We start from the raw sequence: 20972 nt of genomic DNA, 5'->3' as shown, positions 1-20972 counted from the left end.
CGGTCGAACAGGGAACGAACGGGCGGACCGGAGGTCAGACCTCCCGCCTCCGCCCGTCCAAAGCCGATCAGGCCTCTTCGGCCTCGCCCTCGTCCTCGGCGGCCTCGGAGCGCATGCCCGACGGTGCCGTCACGGTGGCGATGGTGAAATCGCGATCGGCGATCGTCGGATGCACGCCCTCGGGCAGCGTGACGGCGCTGAAGTGGATCGACTCGCCGACGTCGAAGCCCGACAGATCCACGTCCAGGTGATCCGGCATGGCGTCCGGCGTGCCGACCAGCTCGACGTCGTGGCGCACGATGTTCAGCACGCCGCCCTTCTTGATGCCCGGGCACAGCTCTTCGTTCAGGAAGCGGACCGGCACCTCGGCGGTGACACGCGAGGTCGCGCTGATGCGCAGGAAGTCGATGTGCATGATGGCGTCGGAGACCGCATGGAAGTGGACATCCTGCGCCATGACCCGGTAGGTCTCACCGTTGAGGTCGAGGCTGTACTGGCGGGCGTAGAAGCCACCCTTGTGCAGCTCGGCCCACAACGGGCGCGGATCCATCTTGATCAGGACCGGTTCCTTCTTGTCGCCATAAATGACGCCGGGCACCAGACCCTCGCGGCGAACCGCGCGGGCCGCGCCCTTACCGGCCCGCTCGCGCCCCTGCACCGGCAGCGTGCTGATATCGGACATGTTGCATTTTCCTTTTGGGGAGCGCCCGCCGGGGCGCTCGCATGGGATCGGCGCCGCTGGCCTCCAGGGGTGCCAACGGCCAACGCGCGCCGGCCTGTACGGGCGGCGTGCGGAGGAGCCTTATAGGGCCTCGGGTGCGCTCTGGCAAGCCGGAGGCGCCCGGCGGCGGAGCGTGTTCGTTCTCATGACTCTGGGGCGCTGAGGGGCTCGTGCCCCGCGCCGGCCGCCGACCACACGCTGTCGGTCGGTCCGGACCGGACCCGCCGGCGCGTGCCACGGGCCATCGCGGCGAAGGCCAGCGCCCCCACCAGCGCCGTCGCATCCACACCCAGGGCGGCGGGGTTCATATGCGCCCACAGGCCGGACGGCACCCCAACTCCCTCCACGAGCACCGCCAGGGCCGTGGTGGCCGGAATGGCGGCCGTGATCGCCGCCGCCAGCCACAGAAGGTCGACGCCGGCCCGCGCGGCACCGCGCCAGAACGCCCAGCCGATGCAGCCGAAGAACGCCGCGTAGTACACGATCTGATGCCAGAGCGTGAGATCCCCCACGACGCCGTGCAGCCACTTGCCGGCCACGATGGTCAGCGAGATCCCGCAGACGCAGCCGAGGCAGACGCCGACCGTTCCCGCCGCCATGAGATCGGTATCGCGCCGTTGCCGCGGCACGGCCTCACCGCGGCGTTGGCGCTTTCGGCGGCTCTCGATCCACAGCAGGTTGCCGCTGTAGAACAGCCAGGCCCCCGCCAGTCCCAGGCCGAAGTACGCCCAGGCCACCGGCGCTCCGCCGTAGGTACCGAAGTGCAGGGCGAAGATGGCGCTGAGGGTGGACATCCCCGCGTTCTGCTGTCCCGGCAGATAAGCCGTGGTCAGAACACGGCCGCTGTACGGGTCCAGGGAGACGAACCCACCGCGTGTTCGGGGAGACAGGGCCGTGCGGTCGTGGCCCCAGACGCGCACGACGGCGCGCGGCCCGGTCACACCCTGGTACTGCAGGATGTCCGGCTCGAACGAGGGGGAGAGAGACCGGACTTGGGCGACCAGATCGGCCGGCGGACGCATCGTGGCCGGGTCGCGGGGTGCGGTGTGATCGGGCGATTGAGGGGGCGGCCCCCAGGCGCCGGCCAGTTGGCCGCCATGGATGACGGTGTCCTGAACGGCATACAGGCCGTCGTGAAAGGCGAAGACGGCCGCCGTCAGGGCCATGACCACATGAAACGGCAGACTGAACACGCCCACCACGTTGTGGGCGTCGCGCCAGAGCCGTTTCAGATTCGCGCCGAGGCGCAGGGCGAACAGGTCGCTGACCAGCGTCGGCAGCACGAGGATGACGCCCGACACCAGCGCCAAGGTGTACAGCACGGCAATCACGCCCATGATCCAGCGGTTCATGTCCGAATCCACGGGCAAACCCACGACCCGATGCAGAACGTCGATGAACTCGGCGAGCGTCGAGGGCTCCACCTCGTCGACCTGCGCGGTGCCGTCGGCGCGCAGGCTCGCCGCGTAATGCCGCATGGACAAGGCATCGGGATGCCCCTGGTGGCCGGGGTCCTCGGGCACGGCCCAGTCCATGCGCGCCGGCCGGTGCGCATCCGGCTTCAGGATCAGCGAGAAGCCGGCGGCCGCCGCCGGATGCGCCTCCAGCGCGCGGGCGATCAGGGCCGGCGCATCCTCCAGCGGCACGGCGGCCGTGGTGGCGGGGGGCGAGGCCCAGCGTGCGATCGGCTCCTTGAACACCGTGAGCGCCCCGGCATAGAAGGCGATGAACAGTGCCAGGCCGGACACGATGCCGGTCCAGGTGTGCACGGTCTTGTAGACGCGGAGAACGTCGGCCTGCATCGCGGCGCGGTCCTTATGGCAAGGGCGGGGGCAAGAAGGGGCAAGCCGGCGGGGCTAAAGTTGGTTGGCCACGATCAGCAGGGCGAAAACCGCGAGATTGGCGAGCCCTAGTCGGAGCCAGACGGCGTGGGCGTCGCGCACGGCGAAACACGCGCTGAGGACACCGAGCCAGATCGGCACGACCATCCACATCGCCAGTTGGGCTTTCGTCGCCAGATCCAGGCGCAGCACGAGGTGCACGAAGACGCCACTGCACCCGATCGCGAACGTGAACCCCAACAGCGTGCCCGCCAGGATTTTCGCCAGCCAGTCCCCGCGCGTGGGCGTGTGACGCGTTGCCGCCATGTCAGGATGCCGGCTTGGTGACGCGCAGCACCCCGACGAGGGGAAGCAACACGAGCATCACCATCGCCCAGGTGATGACCGTAAACACGGCCGCCACCGGCTGCATCGCCGCAGACAGCACGATCAGGCTGCCCACAAGCAACAGGGCTCCCACGCGGTGGGCGCGACGACGCGGCCAGGGGCGCGGGCGCCAGCGCTGGTGCGGTGAGGCCAGATACAGCGCCACGCAGCCCGCGGAGGCGAGCAGCAGGCTCAGGAGCAGAAGCGCCGACATGTCACACACTCTCCGGGGCGGCGTATGGGGGCACAGTACAGTGAGGCGGGCGGTCGCCCGACTCACTCTCTCGCCTCGACCGTCAGCACCACGCGCTCGACGGAGTCCGCCTGGGACACCTGCGCCGCAGTGAACGGGAATCGATACAGCGTCTTGTCGGAAAACATCGTCAACTGCGCGGTCCGCCCCGGCGTTTCAACGCCGTCGCGCTGGCCGTGGCTGAGAAGCACGTCGGCGATCACCTCGCCCTGCTCCCACCGCACGCGCTGGACATAGGCGGTGCCGAACAGAATGGTGGGAAAGCCCTCCTCGGTCAGCGGGGCGGGCATTTCGCCGTTCAGGATGCCCTCCTGGTACGAACCGCCATGGAGCGGAATCCGCTCGCCCTCGGCCGTCATGGACAGCGCGGCACCCCAGGGGGTATCGGCGGCGAAGCCGAGATCCTTGAGCTCCCGCACGGCGGCGCCCAAGGCCTCCACCACGGCGGGCGCGGTGCGCGGCGTCAGCACCAGGCGCGCCGCGACGTCGGGATCGCCCGACGGGTCGACGTCCAGAAGCCCTTCGATCCGGACAACCCGGCTCCAGGCCTGGTGAAACAGCAACGCCCCCCGACTGTCGGCGTTGTTCCTCCGGTCCCAGGCCTGCAGGACGGTGCATCCCTCGCGCACGGCGTCGTCGTCCGCGCCATCACAGAGGGCGAGAATATCGTCGAGGAAGGTTTCCGCCGCGTAATTCCGGTTGTCGAACAGGACCTGCAGAGCGTCGTCCGGGGTCACGACGCCCTGCGCGGTGATCTCCGCCAGCCGGCGCGCCGACATGACAAGACGCGGGTCGTAGCGCAACCCGGCCGCCACACGGGCCTTGGCCCCGTCGTCGTCGGCATGGATCCCGAAGACCATGGGATAGCTCGGCTGCTCCGCTCCATACTCCGAATATTTGTAGCTGTTGTTGGTGTTGTGGATGATGCCGCGCGACACGACGGTCGGATAAAACGATGGGGGCGCGATCTCAGGCCGGCCCTCGGCATCGCGGAAGGCGCAGGCCTCCCGTCGGCCGTCCAGGATGTTGAACGCGACGGACGGGTCGCGCAGCGCACAGGCCCGCATCTGATCGTCCGGGATCGGCAGAATATTGCCCGCAAGCACATAGGCCACCTCGCCGTGCCGGTCCGCGACCAGCAACTGGGCCAGGATGCCGCGATGGGCCTCCACCGCCCGGATCAGGTCGCGGGTCGAGGTGGCGCGCGCCACGGCCAGAAACTGATCCAGACCGCGTGCGTTCCGTTCTCCCGGGTTGGTGATGGCATACCACCCCGCCGGCCGCCCGGGCGCGGCGGCCAATTTATACAGGGGGCCGAGCTCGGATTGCGCGAACGCGTAGGTTCGCGTGCCAAGGGTGCCGTCCTCCTCCAGGACGTCGACGGAGACCTCCCGGAACGCAAGGGGCTTTTGGATCCCGTCCACGGTATACGTCGGCTCCGTCGGGGACTCCTGCACGTCCATGGCCTGCAACACATAGGGCGTGACCGTGCCGGCGTGCAGAATCGTCCAGGCGACATCCGCGTTGAAGCCGGTCAACGGCGACGGCATGCCCAGAAACGACGCGCCGGCGACATCCAGTTCACCGGGAATGGTCAGGTGAACCTGGTGCATATAGATGCGCTGTTCATGGGGGGTGCGCGCCCAGGCCGAATGCGGGTTGGCCACCATCATCGCGCCGCCGCCCTCGACCACATCGGCCCCATAGACCCAGCCGTTGCTGCCGAAGCCCTGTTCGACACCGACCGGGTCCGTGTGACGGCGCGAGTCATCGCGGGGCGTTTCGGTTCCCGTCCACGCCGACGCCGATGTCAGCAGGGACGGTCCGACATCGATCAACTCCTTGCCCACGCCGAACGCCATCGCCGCACGGACGATATCGCTCTCTGTGAACGTCGGCACGGGCTCTTCGGGGCACAGGGCGGTTCGCTCGGCCTCGGACAGAGTGTCCACATAGTGGTTCAGGCCGGCCGCCACGCCGCGCACGTAGTCCTGCGTGTTGGGCTGCAAGGCGTCGAATTCCTCCTGCACCCACGCATCCGGTAGCCGCAACCGGTACATCAGGTCGGAATTCAGGTTGGTCGTTCTCAGGAAGCCGACGACGGCCACCGCGTCCGGGCCGTAGTAGCGGGACCGCTCACCCCGCAGAATGAGGGTGCGGCCCGCCGTTTCGCACAGCCGGTCCCGGGCCAGCGCGTAGCCGTAGCCGAACCCCAGGCCCTCGTAGGTCTCCGCCGTGATGTGGGGAACGTCATATGGCGTCCACTGGATGTCGACGCGTCCGGAGTGTGCCATGGCAGGTTCCGCATAGGAGGCATTGGAATATACAGAAACGAAAAGCAGGCCCTTCAGAAGGGTTCTCAAACAGCTCATGTCATAATCATCCGTCGCTTCATCCCGGTGCATTTCAGGTCCGGGCGCTCTGTTCTGGCAAACGCGCCATCTCTAGCGGTTGACACACGCTGTGTCCGACGCGGGAGTGCCAGGGCCGCACGCGGTCACCGGTCCGGAACCGTGGATCGGGTATAAATGCGAATGCTACGCAAGAGCAACTGAAAACGAAGCGTGTGCGCCGGGGCGCGTCAGAGCCGACCGATCGGCCCGTCTCCGGTCAGGCGAACCGGGCCGCCCCGCCGGTTTCGCGCGCCACCGCCTTTGCCGTCTCGAACAGGGCCGACCGGTCGTCCGGCGTTCCGGCCTGCCCCAGGTTGGTGACGGTCGTGATCACGCAGGCCAGTTCCTGCTGCGCGTCGAACACCGGCACGGCCTGCCCGGTAATCTCCGGCAGCAGGTGCCCCGTGAGTTCGGCGAAGCACGCCTCTCGGACCTCGTCCAGTGTCGCGGCGGACGGGGGCGCCCCCCGGAACGGATCCGGTTGGCGACGCCGGGCGGCGTCGATCAGGCTGGCGGGGAGGAACGCCTGAAACACAAGCCCGCTGGCCGAATTGTCCAACGGCAGAATGTCGCCCAGGCCCAGGGAACTGATGGAGAAGTACGCGCTGCGATACCACCGCACCAGCGTCGGCCCCCGTTCGGTCCAGATAGCGACCCCGCCGCTGGCCGCGATCCGGCCGGCCAGTTGCTTCATATGCCGGGCCGCGACCTCGACCGCATCCATGCGCTTGAGCGCTGCGATCCCGATGCTGAGCGCCGTGGGCCCCAGGTCGTAAAGCCCACTGATGGGATCCTGCCGTGCCAGCCCCTCTTGGACGAGGCTCTGCGCATACCGATGGGTCGTTGAACTGCCGGTTCCCGCGCGGCGGGCCAGAACGCTTAACGCCAGCGGTTCCTCGGAATTGGCGAGAATGGCGAGGAAGCGGGCCGCCATCGCGACCGACTGGATCGTTCCAGCGCGTTTTTCGCCGGAGGCTGAATCAGACACAGGGGGCGGCAGCGCCATGGATCGGCCGACGGTTGGAGCGGAACGCGCGCCGACGCACCGGGGCGCGAGCGCAGACAGACGCACAGGATATCACGGGTCTAGGCCCGTGGCTCAAGCCGCCCGCACCCGGCAGCCCGCCGGCGGGGTTCGGAGGGACCGGTGGCGTTGCCGAGAGGCAACAACCTCATGATCTTTGTGATGACGCTCCGTATCGCGGGATGACTTCCGCCATTCGGTATGCTTTTTGAGACTCCGTCGCATTCGCATAGGAGTTTCTCCCCCAATGACCGTACGCGCGTTTGCCAAGGCATGCCGCTGGGCGGGTGTCGCCCCCATCACCGCCGTGCTGGCCGCCCCGGCGCTGGCGCAGGACACCACCGCGCCGACCAACACGCCGATCGTGCTCCCCCCGCTGCTCGTGACCGGCGAGAAATTCGAGCGCAGCCTCGACGACACCGCGAGTTCGGTGGAGATCATCTCGACCGAGGAGATCGAGACCAAACCGGGTGCGTCGTCGGTGTCCGACCTGATCCAGGACGTCCCGAACGTGGTCTACACCGGCTCGGTCGGCGCCCCGATCATCCGGGGCCAAGACACCCAGGGGCCGAACTTCGGCTCCACGGCGTTTTTCGGGGGCACGATCCCGCGCGCGACCATCAACCTCGACGGCCACTACCTGGGCTACAACGAGTATGTCTTCGGGAGCGCGTCGATCTGGGATGTGGACAGCGTCGAGGTCTTTCGCGGCCCCCAGACGACCTCTCAGGGGGCCAACGCCATCGCCGGCGCGATCGTGGTCAACACCAAGGACCCGACCTTCACCCCCGAAGGCGCCTATCAGGCCGAACTCGGCACCTACGCGCGGCGGCGGGCCTCTCTCGCGCTGTCCGGCCCGCTGGTCGAAGACCAGGTGGCCGCGCGCGTGGCGCTGGACTATTCGGGCCGTGATTCCTTCATCGACTACGTCAACGAGGGATTCCAGAAGGGGGACACGGACCTGGACTTCCACGCGTTCACCGCGCGCGGCAAGCTGTTGTGGGAGCCGGCCAAGATCCCCGGCCTGTCGACCAAACTGACGTACGCCTTCAACACAGTGAACCGGCCGACCTACGAGACCGCGTCCAAACCCTACGACGATCTCGACAACACAACGACCTCCATGCCGAGCTGGGATCAGGACACCCACACGGGCATCGCCGACGTGTCCTATGCCTTTGACAACGGCATCACGCTGTTCGACCAGATCCAGGTTTCGTACACCCATGTCGACCGCGTAACGGAACCGGTGACGGCCGGCACCGCCGTCATCAATCGGAACACCCTGTCGAACGAAGCCCGCGTGACGTTCGGCGATACGACATCAACGGTCAGCGGCGTGACCGGCCTCTATCTGGCCCGGACAAAGTCGGACGACGTTCTGTTCATCCGCGGCCTCTCCGATTTCGACGATGAAAAGCAGAACGTCGGGCTCTACAGCGAGGTCACCTATCGGCTGACGGATCGCTGGTCCCTGACGGGCGGGCTGCGCTACCAGCGCGACCGCATCCAGCGCAGCGGCATTTCAAGCTACGCCAGCGAGTCCCTGGATTATGACAAAACGTTCGACGCATGGCTGCCGAAGGTGTCGCTCGCCTACACGGTGACGCCCGGCGTCACGGTCGGCGGCCTCATCAACCGGGGCTACAACCCCGGCGGTGTCAACCTCAGCTTCGCGACCGGTGAATACGTGCCGTTCGATCCCGAAACCGTCTGGAATTACGAACTGTTCGGCCGCGCCCGGCTCCTGGAGGATCGCCTGACCCTGACCGGAAACCTGTTCTACAGCGACTTCAAGGATTCCCAGCGGCTGTTGCCGGACTATCTCGGCGGCATCCAGTACGGCAGCGTGGTCGTCAACGCCGACAGCGCGACGTCCTATGGCCTCGAAGTGTCGGCGGATTATCAGGTTCTCGACAGCCTGCGCATCCGCGCCGGGGCCGGTCTGGTCCAGACGAAGATCGGAACGTTCTCCAGCGCGGACGGCACGAGCCATGAAGGCAACGAGTTCGGACGGGCGCCCAGCTACACGCTGAGCTTCGGCATGGACTGGGATGTGACGTCCGAGATCCGGCTGACCGGCGAGGTTCGCCACACGGACGGTTACTACTCGACCGACGAGAACGAATCCGACTACGCCGTGGACGGCTACACCACCGCCAACGCGCGCATCGGCTACGCTCCACGCGACTACTTTCAAGTCTTCGCGTACGTGAACAACATTTTCGACGAACGGGCCGCGACCTATCTCTACGATGATCGGAGCGTCGGGGGCGTCGTCGCCAACATGAACGAGCCGCGCATGTTCGGCATCGGCCTCAAGGGCACGTTCTGAGGCCGGCCCTCCGATTGGGACGGACCGGACCCCTCTCGATCCCTGTCCCGCCGCCGGTTCGGCGCCGGGCTTGGAACAGACCACGTCAAAACGGACTCGCTGTCGATCCCCGTTTTGGCGCGTAAATCGGCTCGGCACCCCGACACGGCGACTCGATTCACGCTGAAAACCGGACCCTCTGTGGGTCCGGTTTTTTACGATCGGCTCTAAGCGCGGTGCCCGCGCGGCATGCGGAACCGGGGGGCGCGGGACGCCATGTGCTGCGCTTTCTCCGCCACGGTGCGGGCCGCCGAAAACGGGTTGGGCACCTTGGACAGCCCGGCGCGCACCCGGTGGCGGGCCTTGTGCAGCCGCACGATGTCGTTCAGGCGCCGCTCCAGGAACGCCCAGGTCTCGGCCGACTCCTCCGACGAATCGTCGAGCCAGTAGAGCAGCACGGCCGAGTACACCCCGGCGAGTTGAAGCCGCTTGGTGTAGAAGTTGAAGTCCGTGGAGGCATCGCCGACGGCCCACCAGATCGTGTCCACGGTCCGATAGGTGCAGCGGAGCGACGTGCGAGCGTTGCTGGGCAGGGAGAGCAGCGCGACGCCGCGCCGCACCGCCTCGCGGTCCATGTCCCATTGCTCCAGACGCAGGCGGATCGCCAGCCCGACCCGCTCGTGCAGGCGCAGGCCCTCGGTGCCGTGCTCGTGCAGGGCCGCCTCCATGCGGCGGTCGGCCAAATCGCACCAATGCGCGACGGCGTCGACGGCCCCGCCCGGAAAGGCGCGATCCCCCTGCGACGGCTCAAACCCCGCATCGGCGGCGGCAGCGCGCAGCGTCTTCGGGCTCCAGCCATCGAACGCCACATGGATCAGGGCGTGTTCCACGATGGCGTCGCGAATGGCCGTCATCGTGTCGTGCGGCCCGGTCTCCGCCCCGGCGGCGGATTCGGTGTGGAGCGCATCGGTCGGTTCAGTCATGGCGGGTCCTCGCGGAAACAGCGGTCAAGGGGACGTCCCCGAGACTTAGGATCCGTGAGCGCCGCCGTCCAGCGTTCCCGACGATTCCGTGTCGGCGAGCGCCCGCCATTGCCCCGGTGCGAGCCCATAGGCGGCACGAAATTGGCGGGTCATATGGCTCTGGTCGCTGAACCCGGCCTGGGCCGCCGCGTCGGCCAGACCGGCCCCGGCGCGAATCGCCGCACGCACCGCGTCCAGGCGTCGGGCCGTGCGGTAGCGGCCCGGGCTCACCCCGTGCACCGCCCGGAACTGGCGGTACAGGGTCCACCGATCCAGGCCGCTCACCCGCTCCAGATCGGGCGCGGTGATCCCCGCCTCCAGGGTTTCGCACAACAGCGCCCGGACCCGCGCCAACGCCGGGCCATCGATGGCCCCGACCGACCGGTTCGGCCGCGCCCCCGCCGCGTCGGCCAGGGCGTCCGCCAGCATGACCACCACATCGGTGGACACCAGCGGGTCGACCGCGTCCCCCGTCGCCGCCAGCACCGCCCAAATCGTGTCCCGCAGCGGCCCGGCCGCCGCCACCGGATCCGACAGGAAAGGCAGCGAACGCCCCCCCAGGCAGGCGGCAATCAGAGCCGGCGGCACATACAGCGTGCTGTAGCCGAACCCGCCCTCGGTCCCCGGCCGGCCGTCATGGCGGACGTCGGGATGCAGCACATAGGCCTGCCCCACGCAGGTGTGACGCCCGATCCCCCGGTAGGAGAATGCCTGTACGCCGGCCCGCGTCAGGCCGACGGCGTAGGTATCGTGCCGGTGCGGCGAATGCCCGCCCGCGCCCTGTGCCAGCGTCACGTCGAGTCGCATCAGCCCCGCCCACGCCGCGTCCTCGGCGCCCCCTCCATCCAGAGCGGCACCGTTCAGGGCGGTCCGGCGGGCGCGCACGACGGGATGCTGTGCAGGATCGTTCAAGACCGGCCCTCCCCCTCCCGGACTACCGTACGGCGGATCATGAGGGAGACCCGCCTATGCTCGACGACATCCTCCGCCTTCAGGCCACCGCGCTTCCGCTGGCGGGAAGTCCGGGTCCCGCAACCCTGAGCATCGCCGCCATGGGCGCCGCCTACGGGGTTCGCGCCAGCCTACCCTATTGTCTGGGCATCGTCTTCGGCACGATGCTGGTGCTGATCGCCGTGGCGTCCGGCCTCGCCGGAATGCTCCTGGCCGTGCCCGGTTTGGTGCCCGTGGTGACGGTGATCGCCCTCGGCTACATCCTCTACCTGGCGGTCCGTATCGCCACCGCGCCGCCGCTGTCCCGCCCGCGTGAACCGGGCAGCCGGCCGGCGGTCGGGGGCGCGCTGATCCTGGCGCTGAGCAACCCCAAGGCCTATGCCGCCCTGGGCGCCGTCTGCTCCAGCGTGGTGGTGATGCCGGCCAACCCGACCCAGGACGCGCTGATCAAAGTCGCAAGCCTGTCCGCACTGATCCTGGTGATCGACATCGTCTGGCTCGGATTCGGCGCCACCTTCTCCAGCGCCCTGGGGTCGCCGCGCATCGCGCGGGTGGTCAACGTCACCTTCGCCGTGCTCCTGGTCGCCTCGGTGTTCGCGGCGCTTGTGCTATGACGCCGGAACGCCCCCCGCACCGCGCCCGCCCGGGATGTCCAGGCGCGCCTCAAGCCCCCCCTCGGGCCGGTTGGCCAGCACCAGCCGGCCGCCATGCGCGTCCGCCACCGCCTGCACGATCGAAAGCCCCAAACCGATGCCGCCCGTGGCCCGCGCCCGCGACCCCTCCACCCGGTAGAACGGGTCCGTGACCTTGGCCAGATGCGCCTCCGGGATGCCCGGCCCATCGTCGCGCACCACCACGGACACCCCGGGGCCGTCGGGCAAGGCCACCGGCTCCACGCTCACGGTCGCCCCATCCCCATAGACACAGGCGTTGGCGACCAGATTTGTGACCGCGCGGCGCAGCGCCATGGGCCGGCCCAACACCGTCGCGGGCCCTTCATCCACATCCTCATCCTCGGACTCCGCGACCTCCACCGGCCGCCCGGTGTCGGCCAAGTCCGCGCACAGCGCCGTCACCAGCGCCGCCAGATCGAGCGGCCGCGCCGGTTCCGCCGTGGCATCGTCGCGGGCGAAGTCGAGGGTGGCGCGCACCATGGCCTCCATCTCGTCCAGAGTGGCCAGCATGCGCCGACGCTCCTCCTCAGCCTCGACGAACTCCGCGCGCAGCCGTAGGGTCGTGATGGGGGTCCGCAAGTCGTGGGAGATCGCCGCCAACAGCCGTGTGCGGTTGTCCACCAGCCGGGCCAGCCGCGTCTGCATGTCGTTGAAGGCGCGCGCGACCTCGCGCAATTCCCGGCTGCCGGACTCGGGCAGCGGATCGCGGCGGGGGTCCACGCCCATGCGCCGGGCCGCCTCCACCACACCGCGCAGTGGACGGGTGGTGCGGCGCACCGCCCAGAGCGACAGCGCCAGGGTCACCGCCGTCATCAGCCCGACCGACGCCAGCGCGCCGGGCGTCCAGAAGCCCTGCGGACGCGGCACCCGGGCCAGCACATTCAGCCAGCGGCCATCCTTCAGACCGATCGAGATCGCCAACATCGTATCGGCCGGATCGCCCACCATCAGGTGATGCAGGCGCGTGCGAAAGGCCATGTCGGTGTCATCCGGGGCCATGCGGCGGAACGGCGGGTGATCGCGGCCCGGCCAACGCCCCCACATCGGCCGATCCGACGGTGGCGGCGCGAACGCATCCTCCGGCGCCGGGCCGACACGCACAACCCGGTCGGGGTCGGCCCCGAACGCCGTCCGCAGCGCCTGCCGGAACACCCGCGTCCGGATGGCGCCCAAGGCGGAGACCGGCGCCTCCGCGTCCAGGATCAGCGGCGCCGGATCGATCCGCACCTGAAGGCGAGCCCCGCTCAGCACGCGGGTCAACCGATGCTCGAACCGGCGCGACTCGGCGGTTTCGATCAGATTGGCCGCCTCGACCACGCGGGCAACGACGGCACGCCCCCCCAGCGTTTCCAGCAAACGCAGCCGGTCGAGCGAATACAAGCCGAGCGAGGCCAGATGCGACAGCATCAGCCCCAGCAACAGCACCAGAATGGTCTGCCCAGCAAGGCTGTCCGGCCAGGGGAACCGCCACCGGAAGCGACGGCGGGGGCGCGCGTCCTCCGCGCGGCCGGCCATGTCAGGCGCGCTCCACCGGCACCGCCAGCACATAGCCGCCACCCCACACGGTCTTCAGCAGGCGCGGGTCCTTCGGGTCGACCTCGATCTTGCGGCGCAGGCGGCTCACCTGGGTGTCCATGCTGCGGTCGGTCACGGCCGCGTTGTGGCCCCGCGCGAGATCGAGAAGCTGGTCGCGGGTGAGGACACGCTGCGGATGCTCGACGAAGGCGCGCAGCATGGAAAACTCACCGCTCGACAGGGCGACGCCGACGCCGTCGGGGCCTTCCAGCTCACGCCGGCCGAGGTCCAGGATCCAGCGGTCGAAGCGGACCCGGCCCGCCTCGCCCAGGCGCGGCGCGATCGGCGGGGTCCCATCCTCAGCACCGCTGCCGTTGGCCAGGCCTTGCGCCGGGGCCGCGCGGCGCAGCACCGCCCGCACCCGGGCGAGCAACTCGCGCGGGTTGAAAGGCTTCGAGATGTAGTCATCGGCGCCGAGTTCCAGGCCGACCACGCGGTCGGTCTCCTCCCCCATCGCGGTCAGCATCACAATGGGCAACGCGGCGGTCCCGGGATCGGCGCGCAAGGCCCGGCACAGGGACAAGCCGTCCTCGCCGGGCATCATCAGGTCGAGAATCAGAAGGTCGGGCCGCTGCTCCGCCGGGCCGGTGAGGATCGCGCGGGCCGCGGCGGCGTCGGCCGCGGCGTCGACCGTCAGGCCGTGTTGGCCGAGATAGCGGGCCAGAAGCTCCCGGATATCCGGAGTGTCGTCCACCACCAGGACACGCGGCCGCGCGTCCGGCGAACCCGCGGGATCAAGCCCCATGGCGCGCCTTCTCGTCGAGTCGGTTCTGGCGCCGGCAGGCGGTCACCACGCTGCGCATCAGCATGGCGATGGCCACCGGCCCGACGCCCCCCGGCACCGGAGTCACCCAGCCGGCCACCTCGCGCACCTCATCGAAGCGCACATCGCCCACGATGCGCAGTTCGTCGTTCACCGTGACGCGGCTGCGTCCCAGGTCGATCACGGCCGCCCCCGGCTTGACATGCTGGGGGCGGATCATGCCGGCCCGGTTCGTCGCCGCGATCAGAATATCCGCCTGCCGCGAAATCTCGGGCAGATCGCGCGTGTCCTCGTTGGCGATCGTGACCGTGCAACGGTCGTTGAGCAGCAGGCGCGCCGCCGGCCGGCCGGTGCGGTGCGTGTCGCCCACCACGAGAGCGCGCCAGCCGATCGGCCGTGCCTCGACGAAATGCTTGATGAGGTGGACCCCGGCCAGCGCCTCGCACGGCACGAAGGCGGGCGCATCGTTCGCCAACAGGCCGGCGTTGCGGGTGTGGAAGCCGTCCACGTCCTTGGCCGGATCCACCGCCTCGATCAGGCGGCGGGCGTCGCGATAGCGCGGCAGATAGTGCTGGATGAGAATGCCGTGCACTTGGTTGTCGTTGTTCAACCCCTCGATGACCGTGATGACCTCGTCATCCGAGGTTTCCTGCGGCAGCGTGTGGAGCTGGATGCGGACCCCCGCCTCTTCGGCCCGCTTGCGCTTGTTTTCGATCAACCGCAGCGTGTTGGCGTCGTCCCCGACGACGACCATCGCCAGAGTGGCGGTGATCCGGTGGACCTCGCTGAGGTCGTGGACGTCACCGTGCACGTCCCGCAGCATCTCGCGGGCGATGTCGTGCCCCTCGATAATGCGTGCCCCGCTTGTCATGGGGGATCTCCCTTGTTCGGCGGATCGGTGACCCCGCCTCGGTCCCGTCCCGCACGCCCGAGCGCCTGGGCGCTTTGGCGCGGGATCAGCGCCGGGGGAGGTCGGACAGGTGGGCCGCCACCTCCTCGACTGTCGCCGCGCCGCCGTCGATGCGCAAGGTCTTGCGCCGGGCGGTCGCACCGGACGTCACCGTGAACGCGCCCTTGGGCAGGCGCCAGGCCTTGGCCAGCAGGGCGATCAGCGCGGTGTTGGCCTTGCCGTTTTCGGGCACGGCGGTCACCGTGGCCCGCAGCCAGGGCTGGCCGTCGGCGTCCGCTTCGATGGACTCGATGCGGGACCGCGCGGCCTTTGGTGTCAGCCGCACGGACAGCCGGCATCCGCCGTCCGCCTCCGCGACCACGGGCAGCTCCCGCCCGGACGGGTCCGTCCCGGTCACGCGGGACCTCAGAGGACCTTAAACATCAGACGGGTCAGAACCATCTGGATGAAGACCAGGATCAGGATCAGCACCACCGGCGACAGGTCCACGCCGCCAAACGCGGGCAACCGACGTCGGATGGGTGCCAACGCGGGCTCGGTCAAACGGTACAACACCTCCGAGATCGAACCGACGAAGCGGTTGTAGGTGTTGATCACATTGAACGCGATCAGCCAGGACAGAATGGCCTGGATGATGATGACCCAGATGTAGAGTCGAATGACGATCAGAACGATTTGGAACAGGGGCGCGATAATCACATCCATGGGTCGGCCATCCGTATTGGTCCAGAGGACAGGGACTTGATTGCCGGGACCCTAGAGGATTTCGGGCGCGTTGGAAATCCCGCGCCGCCACTCCGGGCAAGCATGATCGGGGCGACCCGGATCAGGGCAGGCTGTGCCGCGTCGGTGCCACCGGCAGGGCGTGCGCCGCCATAAGGGTCCCGCCGCCGCCGGCCGCGCCCTCGGTCAGTTCCAGCGCGAGCACCCGGTGCGGCCGTTCGAACGGCATCACGATGCCTTTGTGCGCGGCGGGCTGAAAGCCGAACAGGGTGTAGTACGGCAGATCGCCGACGAGGACGATCAGGCCATGGCCGTGCCGTCGAGCCTCGAACAGGCCCTTGCGCATCAGCGCCTTGCCGATGCCCCGCCCCTTCAGGCCGGGCTCCACGGCGATCGGCCCCAGCAGAAGCGCCGGGTGGGCGGCATCTCCCAGAAGAACGGGCCAGAAGCGGAGCGTGCCGATCAGGGTGCCGTCGGGCCGGTCGGCGACGAAGCCAAGCTCCGCCACGGGATCGACGCCCTCCCGGTAGGCATAGGACCGCTTGGCGTGCCGGTCGGGGCCGAACGCCCGGTCCAGCAGGGCTTCGATGGCGGGGGCATCGTCCGGCGTCTCGGTGCGCAGCGCATAGGGCACCGGCGTGGTCGACGGATCCAAGGCAAGGCCCGCCGCTGGCCCAACGGCCGACGAGGACGGGGTCGGAGCCGGGGAGGGGGACACGGAAGCGGTGGAGGAGACGAGGGTCGGAGCGGCCATGATCGGATTCCCTGACGACGGGACGGACAGCGGAGCGGCGGCGGATCAAGGGCCGTCCCGCGCGCCGGCCGGTCCGGTCAGCGGCCGGAGACGGCGGAGGGGCGCGCGCGGCGGCCCGGCCCGCGTCGTCGCGCGGGCAGCATCATACGTCGTCGGAACAGGGCGAAACCCGAAAGCATTCGGCGGTGTCCAAAACGGGGGGCGCGGACCAGAGGGGCCCAGGCGCCAGCGCGTTCACAGGTCATGGATCGTGTATATAACACCGCACGGGCCCGAAAGCCCAAAATTTTCAAACCGGGCCGCAACGGACCACGATGTGTGGGGTCCCGGCCACTGTAGAGGGCCACGGGACAGGGCAACGGTAAAGGATTGGGGTCAAAATCGGGAGGAAAGACACCCCCGGCCCGGAGGGCTCCGGATCGAGGGTGTCCAACCTTATCCCGTTCGGCGATGGAGCGGACGCGCCCGCCCCATCGCCGGCGGGTCTTAGACGGCGCGCAGGTTCACGGCCGAGGACTTGCCGCGACGGCGGTCAACCTCGATCTCGTAATCAACCCGCTGGCCTTCGTTCAGGCTGGCCATGCCGGCGCGCTCAACGGCGCTGATATGCACAAACACATCGGCACCGCCCTCGTCCGGCGCGATGAAGCCATAGCCCTTGGTCGTGTTGAACCACTTGACGGATCCAGTGCTCATGGGAGTCTCCTTTTTTTGAGCGTGGATTTTTTTGGGAACGCCAGTCCGGCGACGGCCCAGAGACCGACACCGGAGAGGATAGGGGAAACGCGATCAGGCCCCGTGGCCGCCCCGGGCCCGAACGGGCCGCTGGGAACCGGAACTATGGGGACCAGAACCTGTGGACCCGGCACTGCGGCCGCGGCCCCGGCCGCGCGGCGCAGGCGCGCCACCACGACCCTCGGTGCCGGCCAGCATGCGGGCGAGACCGTCGTCGGGTGCGTCCGATGCGGCGGCGCCACCCGCCCCACGCCCGGAGGCCTGAGGCTGCACGGGCGCGGCCGGACGCGCCGCGCGCGGACGGCTCGGCGGCCCGTTGCGGCGGCGACCACGGTCAGCTCCCTCCGGACGCGCCGGAGCGGGAGCCGGCGGCGCGCCATCGGGCGCGTCGATCGAGCGGCCGATCAGCTTTTCGATGTCGCGCAGCAGGCCGCGCTCGGCCGGATCGCACAGCGAAATCGCCGTGCCGCTCTTGCCGGCCCGGGCGGTGCGTCCGATACGGTGGACATAAGACTCGGGCACGTTGGGCAGCTCGAAGTTGATGACGTGCGAGACGTCGTCAATGTCGATGCCGCGCGCCGCGATATCGGTCGCCACCAGCACCGTCACGCCGCCATTGCGGAACGCCGCCAAGGCACGCTCGCGCTGGCCCTGACTCTTGTTGCCGTGGATGGCGGCGGCGGGCAGACCGGCCTTCTGCAAGTGCAGGCTGACCTTGTCCGCGCCGCGCTTGGTGCGGGTGAAGACGATGGCGCGTTCGACCTGGGGCGCACCCAGCAGATCGACCAGCACCTCGCGCTTGGTCGCGCCATCCACATGCTTCACGGTCTGGCTGATACGCTCGATCGGACGCGAGGCCGGCGCGACGGAGATCTCCGCCGGGTCGGACAGGAAATCGTTGGCCAGGGCGCGAATCGGCTTCGGCATGGTCGCGGACAACAGCGCGGTGTGCCGCACGGCCGGCAGCGCCGCCATGACGCGCCGGATGGCCGGCATAAAGCCGAGGTCGAGCATCTGGTCGGCCTCGTCCAGGACCACGGTCCCGGTGGAGGCCAGGGAGATCGCGCCCGCCCCCATGTGGTCGAGCAGACGGCCCGGGGTGGCGATCACCAGATCGACGCCGCCGGAGAGCGCCCGGATCTGCGGCCCGGGGCGGGCACCGCCAATCACGAGAGCCACGGACGGACGGGTATGGCGGCCATAAGCCCGCACGCTGTCGGCCACCTGCGCGGCCAGCTCGCGCGTCGGCACCAGCACCAGGGCATGGCAGCGACGGGGGGCCGGGCGCTCGCCACGCTGAGCGATGGCGTGCAGCAGGGGCAGCGTGAACGCCGCGGTCTTGCCGGTGCCCGTCTGGGCAATACCAACAATATCGCGCCCCGCCAGCATGGCAGGGATGACCTGGGCTTGAATGGGAGTGGGGTGGGTGTAGCCTTCGGCTCGGACGGCGCGAAGGAGGGGCTCGGCAAGGCCGAGGTCGTCGAACGAATTCAAACGGAAACTTTCGGCTGTCGTCGCGCGTCAACGGACAACAAAGTCCTGGCGCAACGGCGGATTGTCAAGGGGCGCTCTCGCGGAACAGTCGCCAAATCGTGGTCGAGGCTGCGAGACCCCGACGTCGCGGCCTCAATCGACGGAGCGACCGGCCGGACGGAGCGCCGCTTGGACCGGGATCCGGCCTCCGCGAGCGGCGCTGACACCCATCAGAGACCACGTTTCCGGTCCTATGGCAACACAATTCGTCAGGATCAAGTATTCCCTTGCGGAACACCCGGACCACTCGCAATAAGTGGGTCGGGCAAGAGGGACGCAAACCGATGCCGAAAGCGGAGCCACGCCAACCGGTCGGACCGCTGCGCACGCGCCTGCGCGTGGCGCGGGCGCTGGCCCGTCAACGGACCCTGACGCTGCGCCGCCGCGCGCTTCTCGGGCGGTTCAGTGCGGTCGTGGCGCCGCTCTGGCCACTGCTGGTCTATCTGCCCCTCGTCGCCGCCGGCGCGCTGCCCCGTCCCGGCGCTGTGCCGCCCCTGGCCTATGCCGCGCTCGGATACTGGACCTGGAGCCTGCTGGTCGACGCCACCCTGGCGCCCGCGCGCGGGCTGGCGGCCCATCGCGGCCCGACCACAGCGCCGACCGCCGCCATGCTGGCCGGCCTGATCGAGGCCGCGCAGCGAGCCGGGTGGCGCGCCGTGATATTAGGACCGCTGGCGCTGGCGGCCACCAGCAGTGCGCTGCCCCCCCTTGGCATCCTCCAAGCCCTCGCCGCTGTCACGGCCGCGCTGGTCCTGGCGCTCGCCGCCGGGCTGATCCTGGCGCTGTGGTCGGCCCCCTGGCCGGACGTGCCGGTCGGCGCCGCCACCGGCCTTCGCCTGACCCTGCTGCCGAGTCTGGTGCTGTTCCCCCTGCCCGACGCCCCCTGGACCGATGTCGCGACCATGCTGAACCCGCTCGCCCTGTGGACCGACACGGTGCGCACGCTGCTGCTGGGGGACGGCTGGCCCTATCCGGTCGCGGCGGCGGCCTGGAGCCTGCTGGGCCTTGCCGGGTTCACGCTGGCCCTGAGGGCGCTCGGCCGTCTGGCGCCGTGCTTGCGGGAGGCGTTGGGGTGAGCGCGCCCGTGCTCACCCTGGCCGGGGTCGGCAAACGCTTCCCCGCCACGCCGGGGGCCGAGCGCCGCGCCTGGACCCGGCAGCTCGGTCGGGCGCTGGTGGGACGCGCCTCCCGCCCCAGAGCGGCCGAAGACGGCCGGGTCACAGCCGTGGAGGACGTCCATCTCACGGTGCATCGAGGGGAAGCGGTCGGCGTGGTCGGCCTGAACGGCGCCGGCAAGACCACTCTGCTGCGGCTGGCCGCCGGGCACCTCGCGCCGGACACCGGCACGGTGAGCTGCGTCGGGCGGGTCGGCACGCTGATGGACCTGACGGCGGGCCTCGCCCCCGCCCTGACCGGGCGGGAGGCGATTCCCCTGGCCGGCGCGCTCATGGGCCGCTCCCGCGCGGAGATGGCCGCCGCGATGCCGTTCATCGAAGACTTTTGCGGCCTGGGTGCCGCGCTCGACCGGCCGGTCGGCGGCTATTCCAGCGGCATGGCCCTACGCTTGGGCTTCGCCATCGCCGCCCATGGCGACCCCGACCTGCTGCTGATCGACGAGGTGCTGTCGGTGGGCGACTTCCCGTTCCGCCAGCGCTGCCTGACCCGCATGATGGAGGTGCGGGAACGCGCGGCGGTGATCCTGGTCTCGCACAACCTGCCGGAGGTCGCCCGCTTCTGCGCCCGCGTGGTGGTGCTGGCGGCGGGCCGCGTCGTGTTCGATGGCCCGACGGAGGACGGCTTGGCCGCCTACCGCCGCCTTGCGGAGGGCGCCGCGCTCCCGACCCCGACCGCCCCCCCGGAGCCGGACGCGACGCCCGCGTTTCTGCGCCCGGTGTTCCGCGACCCGGCACGGGTCGGGCCGCTCGATCTGTCGTGGCGGGATCCGGCGGGACAGGCGGTCGCCAGCCGCCCGTTCGGCGCGCCCCTGATCCTGCGGCTGCGCGCCACCCTGGCCGCACCCGCCCGCGCCCTCAGCGTGGGTGTGCCGCTGTACGCGCCGGACGGCACGCGCGTCACCGGGCTGGCAAGCGATCTCACCATGCCGCCCCGCCCCGCGCGGGCCGGCACGACCGTCACCGTCACGTTGACCCTGCCCGCGCCCTGCCTCAACCCGGGGCCCTGGCACGGCGTGGCGGTGCTGCACGACGGCCCGGGCACACTGGCCCGCCAGCCGCTGCCGCCCCTGACCATCACGGGCGGGCCAAGCCGCCATTGGGGGGTCGTCACACCGGACGCCGCATGGCGCGTCGACGCCTCCAAATAATTGGTTCATGACGGAAAATCGGGGAGGGGCGGACAACGGGACGGCCTGACACACTGGTAGTTGCGACACGACACAGACTGCCAGGGAGGCCCCGTTG

General features: G+C 69.6%; 20 protein-coding genes. 4 read left to right on the top strand and 16 right to left on the bottom strand.

The window, feature by feature from the left end:
• Positions 1-67 precede the first annotated feature (67 nt).
• The 6 genes from GGD82_RS17565 to GGD82_RS17540 all read right to left on the bottom strand — a co-directional run bounded on the left by GGD82_RS17565 (position 68) and on the right by GGD82_RS17540 (position 6508).
• Positions 68-682: a 50S ribosomal protein L25/general stress protein Ctc gene (locus tag GGD82_RS17565; RefSeq protein ID WP_150063578.1), complete on the bottom strand. Its 615-nt coding sequence runs from the start codon at positions 680-682 to the stop codon at positions 68-70.
• Between the two features lie 182 nt (positions 683-864).
• The gene (locus GGD82_RS17560; protein WP_150063579.1) at positions 865-2523 is read right to left on the bottom strand and encodes a PepSY-associated TM helix domain-containing protein; all 1659 of its coding nucleotides are present in this window, start codon (positions 2521-2523) and stop codon (positions 865-867) included.
• A gap of 54 nt (positions 2524-2577) precedes the next feature.
• On the bottom strand, positions 2578-2868 hold the full coding sequence (locus GGD82_RS17555; protein ID WP_150063580.1) for a hypothetical protein: 291 nt from the start codon (positions 2866-2868) through the stop codon (positions 2578-2580).
• A gap of 1 nt (position 2869) precedes the next feature.
• Positions 2870-3142, bottom strand: a complete 273-nt coding sequence (locus tag GGD82_RS17550; RefSeq protein WP_150063581.1) for a hypothetical protein — start codon at positions 3140-3142, stop codon at positions 2870-2872.
• Between the two features lie 62 nt (positions 3143-3204).
• Positions 3205-5475: a penicillin acylase family protein gene (locus GGD82_RS17545; RefSeq protein ID WP_150063582.1), complete on the bottom strand. Its 2271-nt coding sequence runs from the start codon at positions 5473-5475 to the stop codon at positions 3205-3207.
• 316 nt (positions 5476-5791) lie between these two features.
• Positions 5792-6508, bottom strand: coding sequence for an IclR family transcriptional regulator (locus tag GGD82_RS17540; protein ID WP_246163978.1), 717 nt, complete (start codon positions 6506-6508; stop codon positions 5792-5794).
• Positions 6509-6845: 337 nt separating this feature from the next.
• On the opposite strand from GGD82_RS17540, the gene GGD82_RS17535 reads away from it, so the two are divergent.
• Positions 6846-8933 carry a TonB-dependent receptor gene (locus tag GGD82_RS17535; RefSeq protein ID WP_150063584.1) on the top strand — a complete coding sequence of 696 codons (2088 nt, stop codon included), beginning with the start codon at positions 6846-6848 and terminating at the stop codon, positions 8931-8933.
• Between the two features lie 206 nt (positions 8934-9139).
• Here GGD82_RS17535 and GGD82_RS17530 read toward each other — a convergent pair whose 3' ends face one another.
• Positions 9140-9895: a COQ9 family protein gene (locus GGD82_RS17530; RefSeq protein ID WP_246163979.1), complete on the bottom strand. Its 756-nt coding sequence runs from the start codon at positions 9893-9895 to the stop codon at positions 9140-9142.
• 45 nt (positions 9896-9940) lie between these two features.
• Positions 9941-10846 carry a helix-turn-helix domain-containing protein gene (locus GGD82_RS17525; RefSeq protein WP_170284415.1) on the bottom strand — a complete coding sequence of 302 codons (906 nt, stop codon included), beginning with the start codon at positions 10844-10846 and terminating at the stop codon, positions 9941-9943.
• Positions 10847-10902: 56 nt separating this feature from the next.
• On the opposite strand from GGD82_RS17525, the gene GGD82_RS17520 reads away from it, so the two are divergent.
• Entirely contained in the window at positions 10903-11499 is a 597-nt protein-coding gene (locus GGD82_RS17520; RefSeq protein ID WP_170284416.1) for a LysE family translocator, read from the top strand.
• On the opposite strand, the gene GGD82_RS17515 is transcribed toward GGD82_RS17520, so the two are convergent.
• The 8 genes from GGD82_RS17515 to GGD82_RS17480 all read right to left on the bottom strand — a co-directional run bounded on the left by GGD82_RS17515 (position 11494) and on the right by GGD82_RS17480 (position 18513).
• Positions 11494-13074: an ATP-binding protein gene (locus GGD82_RS17515; RefSeq protein WP_170284417.1), complete on the bottom strand. Its 1581-nt coding sequence runs from the start codon at positions 13072-13074 to the stop codon at positions 11494-11496. The genes GGD82_RS17520 and GGD82_RS17515 overlap by 6 nt on opposite strands.
• Position 13075: 1 nt before the next feature.
• A complete protein-coding gene (locus GGD82_RS17510) occupies positions 13076-13879 on the bottom strand; it encodes a response regulator (protein WP_150063588.1) in 804 nt (267 codons plus the stop codon).
• Positions 13869-14768 carry a bifunctional 5,10-methylenetetrahydrofolate dehydrogenase/5,10-methenyltetrahydrofolate cyclohydrolase gene (locus tag GGD82_RS17505; RefSeq protein WP_150063589.1) on the bottom strand — a complete coding sequence of 300 codons (900 nt, stop codon included), beginning with the start codon at positions 14766-14768 and terminating at the stop codon, positions 13869-13871. The genes GGD82_RS17510 and GGD82_RS17505 overlap by 11 nt, the downstream gene beginning before the upstream one ends.
• An 85-nt stretch (positions 14769-14853) precedes the next feature.
• Complete coding sequence (locus GGD82_RS17500; RefSeq protein ID WP_246163980.1) at positions 14854-15204, bottom strand: DUF167 family protein; 351 nt, start codon at positions 15202-15204, stop codon at positions 14854-14856.
• 8 nt (positions 15205-15212) lie between these two features.
• Entirely contained in the window at positions 15213-15512 is a 300-nt protein-coding gene (locus GGD82_RS17495) for a YggT family protein (RefSeq protein ID WP_150063590.1), read from the bottom strand.
• A gap of 121 nt (positions 15513-15633) precedes the next feature.
• Positions 15634-16284, bottom strand: a complete 651-nt coding sequence (locus GGD82_RS17490; protein WP_150063591.1) for a GNAT family N-acetyltransferase — start codon at positions 16282-16284, stop codon at positions 15634-15636.
• A 486-nt stretch (positions 16285-16770) separates the two neighbouring features.
• Entirely contained in the window at positions 16771-16980 is a 210-nt protein-coding gene (locus tag GGD82_RS17485; RefSeq protein WP_150063592.1) for a cold-shock protein, read from the bottom strand.
• 93 nt (positions 16981-17073) lie between these two features.
• Positions 17074-18513, bottom strand: a complete 1440-nt coding sequence (locus GGD82_RS17480; protein WP_150063593.1) for a DEAD/DEAH box helicase — start codon at positions 18511-18513, stop codon at positions 17074-17076.
• Between the two features lie 323 nt (positions 18514-18836).
• On the opposite strand from GGD82_RS17480, the gene GGD82_RS17475 reads away from it, so the two are divergent.
• Both GGD82_RS17475 and GGD82_RS17470 read left to right on the top strand, forming a co-directional pair.
• Entirely contained in the window at positions 18837-19628 is a 792-nt protein-coding gene (locus GGD82_RS17475) for a hypothetical protein (protein WP_170284418.1), read from the top strand.
• Complete coding sequence (locus tag GGD82_RS17470) at positions 19625-20875, top strand: ABC transporter ATP-binding protein (protein WP_170284419.1); 1251 nt, start codon at positions 19625-19627, stop codon at positions 20873-20875. The genes GGD82_RS17475 and GGD82_RS17470 overlap by 4 nt, the downstream gene beginning before the upstream one ends.
• Positions 20876-20972 lie beyond the last annotated feature (97 nt).

It is taken from the genome of Roseospira marina (assembly GCF_014197855.1).
GTDB lineage: Bacteria > Pseudomonadota > Alphaproteobacteria > Rhodospirillales > Rhodospirillaceae > Rhodospira > Rhodospira marina.
The sequence above is the reverse complement of the archived record's forward strand: the minus strand, read 5'-3'. Positions and strand labels throughout refer to the sequence as shown.

Bases quoted from the DNA above. Each gene is read 5' to 3' on its own strand.
- GGD82_RS17565 (WP_150063578.1), bottom strand. From the start codon at position 682: ATGTCCGATATCAGCACGCTGCCGGTGCAGGGGCGCGAGCGGGCCGGT.
- GGD82_RS17560 (WP_150063579.1), bottom strand. From the start codon at position 2,523: ATGCAGGCCGACGTTCTCCGCGTCTACAAGACCGTGCACACCTGGACC.
- GGD82_RS17555 (WP_150063580.1), bottom strand. From the start codon at position 2,868: ATGGCGGCAACGCGTCACACGCCCACGCGCGGGGACTGGCTGGCGAAA.
- GGD82_RS17550 (WP_150063581.1), bottom strand. From the start codon at position 3,142: ATGTCGGCGCTTCTGCTCCTGAGCCTGCTGCTCGCCTCCGCGGGCTGC.
- GGD82_RS17545 (WP_150063582.1), bottom strand. From the start codon at position 5,475: ATGGCACACTCCGGACGCGTCGACATCCAGTGGACGCCATATGACGTT.
- GGD82_RS17540 (WP_246163978.1), bottom strand. From the start codon at position 6,508: ATGGCGGCCCGCTTCCTCGCCATTCTCGCCAATTCCGAGGAACCGCTG.
- GGD82_RS17535 (WP_150063584.1), top strand. From the start codon at position 6,846: ATGACCGTACGCGCGTTTGCCAAGGCATGCCGCTGGGCGGGTGTCGCC.
- GGD82_RS17530 (WP_246163979.1), bottom strand. From the start codon at position 9,895: ATGACTGAACCGACCGATGCGCTCCACACCGAATCCGCCGCCGGGGCG.
- GGD82_RS17520 (WP_170284416.1), top strand. From the start codon at position 10,903: ATGCTCGACGACATCCTCCGCCTTCAGGCCACCGCGCTTCCGCTGGCG.
- GGD82_RS17515 (WP_170284417.1), bottom strand. From the start codon at position 13,074: ATGGCCGGCCGCGCGGAGGACGCGCGCCCCCGCCGTCGCTTCCGGTGG.
- GGD82_RS17510 (WP_150063588.1), bottom strand. From the start codon at position 13,879: ATGGGGCTTGATCCCGCGGGTTCGCCGGACGCGCGGCCGCGTGTCCTG.
- GGD82_RS17505 (WP_150063589.1), bottom strand. From the start codon at position 14,768: ATGACAAGCGGGGCACGCATTATCGAGGGGCACGACATCGCCCGCGAG.
- GGD82_RS17495 (WP_150063590.1), bottom strand. From the start codon at position 15,512: ATGGATGTGATTATCGCGCCCCTGTTCCAAATCGTTCTGATCGTCATT.
- GGD82_RS17490 (WP_150063591.1), bottom strand. From the start codon at position 16,284: ATGGCCGCTCCGACCCTCGTCTCCTCCACCGCTTCCGTGTCCCCCTCC.
- GGD82_RS17485 (WP_150063592.1), bottom strand. From the start codon at position 16,980: ATGAGCACTGGATCCGTCAAGTGGTTCAACACGACCAAGGGCTATGGC.
- GGD82_RS17475 (WP_170284418.1), top strand. From the start codon at position 18,837: ATGCCGAAAGCGGAGCCACGCCAACCGGTCGGACCGCTGCGCACGCGC.